The organism is Streptococcus sp. 32226D021BW (genome assembly GCF_053545015.1).
The window spans coordinates 1-11,380 of record NZ_JBPPVC010000023.1 but is presented as its reverse complement, the minus strand read 5'-3'; the positions used below and the strand labels follow the sequence as shown (position 1 = coordinate 11,380).

The following is an 11,380-nucleotide window of genomic DNA, read 5'->3' as shown; positions in this document are numbered from 1 at the left end:
TCTTCATAACTTAATTTCATAAGAAAAACACCCCAATCGTTAGATTTTGTGTCTAACTTTTGGGGTGCAGTTCACTATCCAGCTTTTTTGTTTACCAAAAAATCCCTTAGAAGCTCTGCTATTTCCAAAAGGCAATTAACAAGCTTTCTAAGAGATGCGCTTTATAAAATAATATCTTCTTTTTCAATCAGTACGATAGTCCACATCATGGCTAGGGTCACAAGGGCTAGTGCCATGATAAGAGGGAGCCAGCTATTAAATAGTGGATAACTGTATCCCAATAAACCTGGACCAAAGGCAGCAATCAAGTAGCCCCCAGTCTGCACCATACCTGATAATTGAGCAGTCGCCTGGCTGTTGCTGGTTTTCAGGGTAAAGCCCAACATCATATAAGGGAAAAGAGCTGCATTTGAAAAACTCAAAATAATGTGCAGAGCTGTCCAGAGTATAAAATGCTTAGGTAGAACAGCCAGCAAAGCAAGACCTAGAAGAGTAGCTGAAGAAGTAGACAACATAATATTACGGCGCATTTCCTTGGTCTGACGAGAAAGAATAGCCGGAATAATCATGGACATAGGGATGGCAGTCATATTAAAGAAACCTGCCATCAAGCCTGCCTCAGCCTTACTGAAGCCAACTGACTGGGAAATGGTCGGTAACCAGGTAATCTCTGTATAGTAGAGAACAGATTGTAGACCACCAAAGAGTAGGAAGACAAGGGCAGCTTTATTCTTCCAAATAGACCGGGTCTGCTGGCCCTGTTTTTTGGTTTCAAAACGATGATTATTACGAATATTGGGTAACCAGAGCAGAAAGGCTAACAAGACTACAGCTGTTATCAATAGGATAAATGTTTGCCAAGAGCTTGCGGATACGATAGGAACTGCGACCATAGCAGCCACCGTCGCAGCTACTCCCATCAAGGTAATATAGATGGTTGTATAAAAACCAATTTTCTTAGGAAAATTAGCCGTGACCAGACTGGGCAAGAGAACATTGATAAAGGCAATAGTAGCTCCAACAAGCATAGTACCTATGTATAAAGTAGGTAGATTAAGTACCCGCATCCCTGATCCAACAACCATGACCAAGAGGACCATGGCCATGAGTTTCTCCATACCAAATCTAGCAGCTAGGCGAGGAGCTAGGGAAGAACAGAGGGCAAACATAATCAAGGGAATAGAGGTCAAGATACCTAGAGAACTGACCTCTACTCCCAGACCAGCAGCTACATCTGTCAAGATAGCAGGAAGGGCTGTAAAGGGGGCGCGCATGACGACACCTAACATAACAATACCTGCTACGATAAATGGTGACTGTTTTTTCATTATTTTCTCCTAAATAAAAACGTTCGGATTTCAGTAATTTTGATTATATCACACTTGACAAATGATAGAAAGTTATTTTTTCTATTTTAATCTTTGTTATAGTTATTAACTATAGTTTTGCCTTAAAAATAACTATTTCTCAAATTAGTCTAACTAGGTTAGAATAAGTTCATCACAAATCGAAAGCGAGATTTTACATGACAACATCAAGATTTCAATTAGTAGGCTCACTACTACGTCCATCTACTTTAGGAGAATTCAAACGACAAATTGAGGCTCGTGAAGACATCAAATACCCATTCTATGATGACTTTGATGGTTACAAAGAAACGGAAGCTTCACTCATCCAAAAAATTGTTGCAGAACAAAAAGAAAACGGTTTGGATATCGTGACAGATGGTGAATTTGGCCGTTCAATGTGGCACCTAGATTTTCTCTGGGGCTTTGAGGGAATCGAACGCTACATTGCTGAACACGGCTATCCATTTAAAGACCACGATGGGCAACCATACGAAACACGTAAGGACATTGGTTTGCGTATTACTGCTCCACTTTCTGCAAAAAATCACCATTTCATTGATATTTTCAAACAAGTGAAAGAATTAGCAGGAGATACAGTAACCAAACAGACTATTTTCGGTCCAGCCCACGCCTTTAATGAATTGACAATTTTCAATGGACAAGTTGGACCTGATCAGGTTTACAAGACTCGTGATGAATTGAAAGACGGTCTCATCGCTGCCTATAAGGAATTTTTAGACCAGTACAAGGCTGCTGGAGGCCAAATTATCCAGTTTGACGATTGCCTTTGGGAACTCTTCGATCCATCAAATCCAGTTCCATTCTTGCCACAAGATGATCCAGAAGCATTAGCCGCCCTTGCAGATGAATTTATCGCCATCAACAACGCCGTGGCAGACTATGGTCATAGTATTGGATTAACAGTATGGACCCACAACTGCCGTGGTAACTACGAAAGTCGTTCTGCTGCAGGTGGTACTTATGAAGCAATTGCTGAGAAATTCCTTAAAAACCAACGCTACAGTCGTTTCTTCCTTGAATGGGATGATGAGCGAGCTGGCGATCTCAAAGCTCTAGAAAGCTTGCGTGATTCAGACGTTGAAGTTGTACTTGGTTTGCTTTCAAGTAAGACATCTGACTTGGATGATGAAGAACGAGTTTACCGACTTCTCGAGGAAGCAAGCAAGATTATTCCAAAAGAACGTCTCTACTTGTCGCATCAATGTGGATTCGCTTCATGTGATTCAGGTAATGAATTGGCCATCCCGCAACAGTGGGCTAAAATTAAACAAGGTCAAGAAATTGCAGGTAAATTCTGGTCTTAATGCCCTACTAAATACTCATAAAATCCCTACCGATTGGCAGGGCTTTTATTTGCAATTCTGATAAATCCATTAGGACCAGCCTTGAAACTGTCCGTGGTTAGAATGGATTATTCAAACCATCCTTCAATGTTACCAATCGGTTTCCAGGTCAAGCCGATGTCTTCACTTTCCTCTTCGGAAGTTGAACCTGTAAATTCACCGAAAATATCGGACAGCCATTCTAGGTCTTCATTGGATAATTCCACTTCTTCCTCCTCTGCAGTTTCATCAGACAGAAATTGTTCTTCTGCTGCTGGACTGCTTGGCTCCGAAGCTGGAGCTGATGAGGCATTTGTTTCTTCTGTTGGCGAAGGAATTTCTTGAACTTCTATAGGCTTGCTTCCATCGCTTGAAGCACTTTCTTCTTCTGATACTAGGACATCACTATTGGTTGGAGCGACCGCTTCTGCCTCAACAAGCTCTGTAGGACTGGTTGCTTGTTCAGAGCTTGAGCCAGTTTCTGACGAAGGGGTTTCTTCAACTGCTTGTGATAAGCTGGATGGGCTGGCTTCTTTGCTGCCACTTTCATGGTCATGGATTGGACTAGATGAACTTTCCGGTCTATCCTGACTGGTTGGACTGGCTAGACCTACACCTTCTTCAATTGCTGGAACAGGACTTGTCTGCCCTGCTTTTACCAGAACTTCCTCAGGCAAACTTAACGGATTGACAAAGAAATCTCTAGTTCCTTCGACAAACATATTCATTTCTAGACGATTCATCTGCATAATGCCATAGTCATCTGACATTTCAAGCTGATGATTGATTTGCCCTTTTACATCATTGGCAACTGCAATACTGCTGGCAATTAAGTCTTCTGCTAGAGAGATTGGACTGGTAGCCAATTCTCTGCGAACAACCAAACCATAGATTTGATTGATGAGGCGAGCCGCTTCCTGACGAGTAGGCGCTTGAAGATAAGGGCTGTCAATATGAGTAAGCAAGTAATCCATGTATTCCATCAAACGAATTTCTGCTCGGTCTTGGAAGTGCTGAATTTCCTTCAAACTATGGGAAATACTTGCTAACTCACGCTCATCCCGCTTCAAACTTGCCTGGTTAATCCGCTCAACCCAGGCGGTTTGTGAGGTCTGGGTGCCAGTTAGATTTGTTTGTCTAAGCAAAGTCAGTAGCTCTTGATAGGTCTGATTATCCGTCACATGACTAGGAGAGATTACTGAAGTTTCATGCTCTGCTTTCTCCACAACTTCAGGGAAGCTCATCTGTCTAGTAAACATCTCACGGATGTCCCCCACAAATGCTTCCATGAAGGCTCTGTTTTCCTGCAATTTTTCAGAGGCAGGACTGGTTTGGATAGGGTAGGTCTGATTAGCTGCCTTGGCCAGATGGAGTGCAACTTTCAAGTCAACCAGTTCCTTGGACAAGTCCAATGGTTTGATTGCCCCATTCCCGCCCAAGGTCGCTTGGAACAAGCGTTCCAGTGTGCTCGCCAATCTTTCTTGCAAATCAGGTGCAAGATAGGTTTGATCCAACTGACCAAGTAAATAATCCATATACTCCATAGCTGTAATATCTGGACGGTCCTGGAAATGTTTCAATTCTTGCAAGAGGTGTTCCAGGTTAAGCAAGGCCTGTCTGTCCTTAGCTTGACTGGCTTGGTTGAGCTGACTGGTCAAATCATCCTTATTGACAGGTAGGTTGCTAGTATCAAGCAAACGAATCTGTTCAAGTACAGATTGATAGAGTGGGTCTACTTGTTCCTCTGTATTGCTAGTAGTTTCTTTTAAGATATGAACCTTTTCAAATTGCTCCAACATAGCTAGATAGCCCTTGGTCGAATTGGTTACCAGGTCATCCAGATTGCTAGCAAAGTCGTCCAAAGCTCGCTCGATACGACGGTATTCCTTGCTACTTGTCCCATACTTTTCAGCTGCCACTTGACGCAAACTTTCAAGCTGACTATCTACAGTCGCTCGGTCAAATTCCCCTTCCTGATAGCTACCTGAAATAGCTGGCAATTTATTGGCAAGATATGGCTCAATACCCTCCACAGCCTGAATATGCAAGACATGGTCATGATTACCATGTGGCAGGATAAATTTCTTGTCACGAATGATGAGTTTAGACGGTGCGATACCTGTCCGCTTAGCTACCGCCAAAAGCTCCGCTTCAAAGTCCGTTTCCGGATCACCAGTCACTTCAGGGATAATCAACATGGACCGTAAAATCACATAAGGATGGACATGGGTCGGGTCATAGGCATGGCTTGGGTCGTTGAAACTAAAGGTGGTATCAGAAACTCGGATGGCTTCTTTTGGCACACCATAGACCTTGGAAATGTAATCAATTTTTCGTGCCAAGTCCTCTTCACTTTCAAAAGGTTTGGTCATATCAATATTCTTCAAGAGCACAACATGATCATGGTCACCATGGGGATACATGAAGGCCTGACCTTGTGGCGTATCCAAAAGCATAATGGAATTGACTGGCAAACCGAGGGCTTGAGCTAGATAGTTTCGCTTGTCCGCAACCTCGTCCACCACAGTCGCCTCTGCAGGAGTGACAGGTGCTGAATTAGACGCTTCAGTCACCTCTGACAAGGACGGGCTGGTTGTGGTTGTTGCCTCTGGCTCACTTGTTGCTTGGCTACCAGTAGTTGGCGTTGAGGTGCTGGAGCTTGTTGGCTGTTCTGAGCTAGACGAAGTCGTTTCACTGATTGATGAGGTGTTCGGAGTTGGGGTACTATGCTCCTCTTCTTCACTTTCAAAAGGTTTGGTTAGGTCAATATTTTTCAAGAGCAACACATGGTCATGGTCACCATGGGGATACATAAAGGCCTGACCTTGTGGCGTATCCAAAAGCGTAATGGAGCTGACCGACAAACCGAGGGCTTGGGCTAGATAGTTTCGCTTGTCCGCAACCTCGTCCACCACAGTCGCCTCTGCAGGGGTGACAGGTGCTGGACTTGCTGCTGGTGATTGGGTAGAGGTACTTGGAACGGCTACTACTTCCGTTTTTTCCACTGGTTTTGCAACTACTGTTGTCACCACATCTGGCAGGGGACGGATTGGACTTACTTGACTGGCTTGATTTTCTAACAAATGAGCCCACTTGGAAGTAGCTACCTGCTCCCTACGCAAAACGTGGATATGCCCCTGGTGTTGAATAAGCAGACCAACCGCATTCTGACCGATAAGCCCACTACCATCAAAGAGAAAGCCATCGCTAGTCGGATAGTCAATCCCAGCAATCCCTTGACGAGAAACCACAGACGCTGCTTGATTAGCACCTACAGTAACTACTGGAACTGGTAGGTTAGCTATTGGGGAAACAGGTAAAGTCACCAACTGATTTTGCATAACCGGTGCCGCCGCTTTCGAACTAGCAAACTGGCTAGTAGCTGTATGAACAGGATTTCCCACACTTCCACCGACAGTTTGTTTCAAAATATAATGGTAATGATCTCCATGGCGAACTGTATAGCCATTAGCATCCTCAGCTACAATATCAGCAGGGTTGAATTGATAATGGTCCTGACCAGCCTGACTGGATGACTGACTAGATGTACTATTTTCCTGCTTCTTGGTCACATCAGCTTCAGCTGGGATAAGGTACTCCCACTTACTACCTTTCAAGTCACCATAAAAGATAAAGTGACTGTGACCATTATGCTCAACGATAATGCCCGTATCCGTCTTGCTTGAAATTTGCTTGGCATCGCTCAATAAAAAACCGTCGCTGGTTGGTCTATCAATCCCGGCCACACCTACTAGATTGGTCGATGACTGTTTTTTCTCTTCATGAGCATGGTCATGGTTGTGATCGTGTCCATGGTGGTCATGTTCAGGATTATTTGCCGTTAATTTCCGCGCTTCCTCTAAAGTGACAAGACCATCTCCAGTCTTCTTAGGATAATAATAGACCTTGCCCTTCACTTGAATGATATAACCTGTCCGTACCTTGTACAAGACATCTTTTTCATTGAATTGGTAGTTCTTATCCTCTAACAAGGTTTCCTTCAAAAACTTGGCATCGTAGGGAACAGAACCTTTTTCCAGGTGCTGATGGTCACCGTGAATAAGGACATAACCATCCGTTGTTAACTCAGCAACGACATAGACTATTTCCTCTTTCTGAACCTGTTCCTGCTTTACTTTTTCACTAGCAACTTGTTGAGCTTGTTTCTGCTGGCAAGCCAACAAGGTCAAACTACACAAGAGGGTAATGCCTGTCAAGGCAAGATTTCGTTTCTTCTTCACAATACTCTCCTTTTATAGATAACAAGTATTTTACCAGTAAAGTATATAATTTTTAACGCAATTAGTCAACCGGTTAATTGTAATCCAGTTAAGTTTACACCAAAAGAATAGAACCTTCCAAAGAAAGTTCTTTCTCAATTCTTCTAGTAAAGTAGGCCTGCCAAGGCTAAAACAACCATGAGTGCCAAGATATGTCCGACAGTCACCAGTACAAATGAATACTTAAGACCACGCTTCATACTTAACTTGGACAGATTGTGGAAGGTAATCATAACACCCGATTGCGGTACAACTGTTAGAATAGCCGAAGCCACTACGACCACACGGTGAAGGATTTCCGAGTCAATCCCCATTTCCAAATAGGCAGGCAAGAAATTACTTGAGGCGATACCAACCGCACCTGATGAGGAACCAATAATACCACTGAGCAAGGCTGTTGACACAGACAAGCTAATCAAAGGCGAACCCGGAATTTGTTGGATCCATTCTTGAATAACAGCGAAACCAGCTGACAAGGTCAAGACAGTACCAAATGCCACCGTACTAGATGTGGCAAAGGCAGGAACAATAGAAGCTGTCGCACCTGAATTCAAAAGTTCCTTCTGATTAGGCAGATATGGGTAGAACAAGATGGCTGATAAAACAATAGATACCAACAAGCCAATGACCAAAACATTCGGAGTTTTATTCAAAAGGAAGATTGTGACAATCAGACTAAGCAAGGGCAAGACTGAGAAGAAGAGGTTTGGTCTTTTTGTATCTAAGTCCACAACCACATCGTCAACATTCTCCGTGTAGGTTTCTCCATTTGCCAAGCTCTTCTTGAGACAGTAGCCCATGTAAAACAAGCCAAAGAGCAAGAGAACTGAACTAGCAGCCAAACTGATAAGCGGAGCCGCTGTCAAACTTGTTCCCAAAACCTTGGTCGGAATAACGTTCTGAATGGATGGTGTACCTGGTAAGGTTGTCATGGTATAAGTACTAGCCCCCATAAAGACTGGTAGTGGAAAAAGAGCCCAGTTGATATTTAACTCTTTGAAAAGAGGCCGCGACAGAGGCAAGAGAGTAAAAATAACAACAAAAATACTGACACCACCATAGGTCAAAATACTTGTAATGAGGGCCAAAGCTAGCAAGACCTTATAAGGACTATCTTTCCCCACTAATTTTAAAATGCTATTAGCAATGGTCAAGGTAGCCCCACTTGCCTCCATATAACGGGCCAAGATAGAACCTAGCATAAAAATTGCAAAGTTATTGATTAAAAAACCTGCCAAGCCTGTCATGTAGGACTTCTCCTGTCCCAACATGACCTCTAACACATTCATCTGGTTGGTCAGCAGAATAATCAAACTGGCTACTGGCGCTGCCACAATGACATGTAAATTTTTTGACGTTAAATAAATAATGGCTACAACAGCCAATAAAACTCCTAAAATCGCTAAAATTTCCATAATTCTCCTTGTTTTCATTTTTAATCAAGAGAGATTTTCTTGATGTTTGATGTATCTCCTAAATTGCTTACTAACTCTTCTACTTTTTGACCAAGGATAGGATGGCAAAAATCTCTAGCAATGTCAGCCAACGGCAAAAGCACAAATGCCCTCTCATGGGCATAAGGATGGGGAACAATCAGATTCTCTTCTTGAATATTCTCCTCATCCCAAAAAATAATATCCAAATCAATGGTCCGTTGGCCCCATTTTTCAATTCGTACTCTGTCCAACTCTTGTTCGATGTTCTGGCAAACGCTTAGAAAATCCTGAGCAGACAAATCAGTATACACTTGACAGGCTAGATTGAGGAAATCAGCCTGATCTGTCTTGCCCCAAGCTGGAGTTTCATAAATGTCGGAAACTAAGCCAAGCTGGCAACCTGGATGACTGGCTAATTTGTCTAGGGCTGCCTGTAAATAGGCTTGCCGATTGCCCATGTTCCCTCCGATACTGAGATAGGCTAGATGCTTCATGGTCGTTCACGCTCCAATTCAATTCCGACAGAATCATAGTGTCCAGCAATGGGCGGATTTTCCTTGTAAATGGCCAAGCGAATCTTCTCCACCTTTGGAAATTGATCAAAAATCTCCTGACAAATAACACCTGCTACCTTTTCTATAAGGATGTTGGGCTTGCCTTCCACAACTGCTTTAATGGTTTCAAAGACCATACCATAGTGAACTGTGTCTTCTAAATTGTCAGTTTGTGAAGCTGCTGTCAGGTCAACAAACAAATCACAGTCAACTGTGAAAATTTGACCAAGAACTTGTTCTTCTTTGAAGGCACCATGGTAGCCGTAAAAGCGACATTTACTGAGAGAAATCTTATCCATGTTGACCTCCAGAAGTCAATTGGTCCCAAACCTTAACGATATCACGGTTGGCAGCGACATTGTGGACACGGACCATTTTGCATCCTTTTTGAACTGCCCAGGCAGACAAAGCTGCCGTTGCTTGGTCACGGTCTGTCGGTAAGCTATTGCCCCCAAGCAGATAATCCACCACGCGCTTACGGGAAATTCCAAAAAGAACAGGATAACCAAGGGCAGTAATCTGTCCCAAACCTTGTAAGAGGTCCAGATTATGTTGGACATTCTTTGAAAAACCAAATCCTGGATCTAACCAAATCTGGTCTGTGGAAACACCAGCATCAAGTGCTGCTTGGACCCGCTCAGCTAGAAAGTTTTTGACCTCACAAACAACATCCTTATAGCTTTCTTCGTTCTGGTTGTGCACGAGAATGATTGGTACCTTGTACTCCGCAGCCAGGGCTAACATATCTCCATCATAAAGTCCTGCCCAGACATCATTTAAAATATCTGCGCCTGCTTCCAAGGCTGCACGTGCAGTTCCTGTTTTATAGGTATCGACGCTGACAAGACAGTCATAGTTTTCTTTGATAGCACGGATAATCGGAACCACGCGAGCAATCTCGTCTTCTTCGGACACAAATGTTGCACCTGGACGAGTGGACTCACCACCGACATCAATGACGGTCGCCCCATCTGCCAATAATTTTTCCACCTGAACCAAGGCAGCTTCTACCTCATTGTAGTTGCCTCCATCAGAAAAAGAATCTGGGGTCACATTGAGAATTCCCATAATGGTTACTTGATTCGCCAACTGTTCGATTGACATAGAACCTCCTATTTATTGTGAATCATGGATAAGAGTTCACGGCGCAAAATAGCATCTTCCTTATATTTGCCAAGGGCAACAGTCGTCACCGTCTTGCTACCCGGTTTACGAATCCCACGCATGCTCATGCACATGTGCTCTGCTTCGACCATAACAAACACCCCTTCTGGCTCAAGGGCATCTTGAAGGGCATGGGCAACCTGATGAGTCAAGCGCTCCTGCAATTGAGGGCGCCGGCTTGCCACCTCTACTGCACGTGCCAGCTTACTCAAACCTGTCACACGCCCCTTGCTAGGAATATAAGCTACATGGGCAATGCCATAAAAAGGTACCAAGTGGTGTTCGCACATAGAGTGGAAGGGAATGTCCTTGACCAGAACAACTTCTTCATGCCCTTCTGAAAAGACGGCTGTGAACTGGTCTTTAGGGTCCTCTTGTAGACCGTTAAACATCTCTAAATACATTTTAGCTACACGTTTTGGTGTATCTAAGAGCCCTTCACGATTCGGGTCTTCACCTAGTAATTCCAATAATTGGTAAATGGTTTGTTCGATTTGTTCTTGTTTTGACATAATACATCCTAAATAGTTTGATGTTCATATTATACCCTAAAAACTGTTTTCAGAAAAGGGCTTTCAACATTCTAAACAACAAACTGTCCCCGTTCAGAATGCTAGACACTCTCCCCTTTGTGATATAATAGGAACAAACTAACTACAAGGAGCTACTATGACCAAGAAACCTGTCCAACTGGCTACGATTTGCTACATTGATAATGGTAAGGAATATCTTCTCCTTCATCGAAACAAGAAAGAAAATGACGTCCATCAAGGAAAATGGATTGGGGTGGGGGGCAAATTGGAACCTGGAGAAACACCGCAAGCCTGTGCTATTCGAGAAGTCTTTGAAGAAACGGGTCTAACAGTCACCAAGCACGCCCTAAAAGGTGTTATCACCTTCCCAGACTTTACTCCAAACACAGACTGGTACACCTATGTCTTTAAGATAACGGGTTTTGATGGAAGTCTGATTGACTGCAATGAAGGCGACTTAGAGTGGGTTCCCTATGACCAAGTGCTCTCCAAACCAACCTGGGAGGGCGACCGGCATTTTCAAGAATGGCTATTGGAAAACAAACCCTTTTTTTCCGCTTGCTTCCGCTATGACGGGGACAAATTGCTGGAATACAGTGTTGATTTTTATGAAGAATAGTTTCTATGAAATGGAAAAAAAGCCTTGGAATGTACTGACCCCCAAAAGTTGGACAAATAATTATTGAAAGGATTTAGTTCTGTATTGGACAGGACTAAGTCC

Annotated in this window: 9 protein-coding genes; 2 read left to right on the top strand and 7 right to left on the bottom strand. The window is 43.4% G+C overall.

Features of this window, described 5'->3' with window-relative positions:
• Positions 1-161 precede the first annotated feature (161 nt).
• Positions 162-1,328 (bottom strand): MFS transporter, encoded by a 1,167-nt coding sequence (locus tag ACEE44_RS10035; RefSeq protein WP_449172136.1) that lies wholly within the window; start codon positions 1,326-1,328, stop codon positions 162-164.
• A gap of 197 nt (positions 1,329-1,525) precedes the next feature.
• Here ACEE44_RS10035 and ACEE44_RS10030 point away from each other — a divergent pair, with 197 nt between their 5' ends.
• Entirely contained in the window at positions 1,526-2,674 is a 1,149-nt protein-coding gene (locus tag ACEE44_RS10030) for a cobalamin-independent methionine synthase II family protein (RefSeq protein WP_449172135.1), read from the top strand.
• Between the two features lie 107 nt (positions 2,675-2,781).
• Here the strand turns inward: ACEE44_RS10030 and ACEE44_RS10025 are convergent, their stop codons facing one another.
• The 6 genes from ACEE44_RS10025 to folE form a co-directional block, all read right to left on the bottom strand.
• Complete coding sequence (locus ACEE44_RS10025; RefSeq protein ID WP_449172134.1) at positions 2,782-6,933, bottom strand: pneumococcal-type histidine triad protein; 4,152 nt, start codon at positions 6,931-6,933, stop codon at positions 2,782-2,784.
• A gap of 143 nt (positions 6,934-7,076) precedes the next feature.
• Positions 7,077-8,387 carry a GntP family permease gene (locus ACEE44_RS10020; protein WP_449172133.1) on the bottom strand — a complete coding sequence of 437 codons (1,311 nt, stop codon included), beginning with the start codon at positions 8,385-8,387 and terminating at the stop codon, positions 7,077-7,079.
• Positions 8,388-8,407: 20 nt separating this feature from the next.
• The gene (folK, locus tag ACEE44_RS10015; protein ID WP_332412301.1) at positions 8,408-8,902 is read right to left on the bottom strand and encodes a 2-amino-4-hydroxy-6-hydroxymethyldihydropteridine diphosphokinase; all 495 of its coding nucleotides are present in this window, start codon (positions 8,900-8,902) and stop codon (positions 8,408-8,410) included.
• Positions 8,899-9,261, bottom strand: coding sequence for a dihydroneopterin aldolase (gene folB, locus ACEE44_RS10010; RefSeq protein WP_449172132.1), 363 nt, complete (start codon positions 9,259-9,261; stop codon positions 8,899-8,901). The genes folK and folB overlap by 4 nt, the downstream gene beginning before the upstream one ends.
• On the bottom strand, positions 9,254-10,066 hold the full coding sequence (gene folP / locus ACEE44_RS10005; protein ID WP_449172131.1) for a dihydropteroate synthase: 813 nt from the start codon (positions 10,064-10,066) through the stop codon (positions 9,254-9,256). The genes folB and folP overlap by 8 nt, the downstream gene beginning before the upstream one ends.
• An 8-nt stretch (positions 10,067-10,074) precedes the next feature.
• The gene (gene folE, locus ACEE44_RS10000; RefSeq protein ID WP_105242726.1) at positions 10,075-10,638 is read right to left on the bottom strand and encodes a GTP cyclohydrolase I FolE; all 564 of its coding nucleotides are present in this window, start codon (positions 10,636-10,638) and stop codon (positions 10,075-10,077) included.
• Between the two features lie 157 nt (positions 10,639-10,795).
• On the opposite strand from folE, the gene ACEE44_RS09995 reads away from it, so the two are divergent.
• The gene (locus ACEE44_RS09995; protein ID WP_449172130.1) at positions 10,796-11,278 is read left to right on the top strand and encodes an NUDIX hydrolase; all 483 of its coding nucleotides are present in this window, start codon (positions 10,796-10,798) and stop codon (positions 11,276-11,278) included.
• Positions 11,279-11,380: the final 102 nt, after the last annotated feature.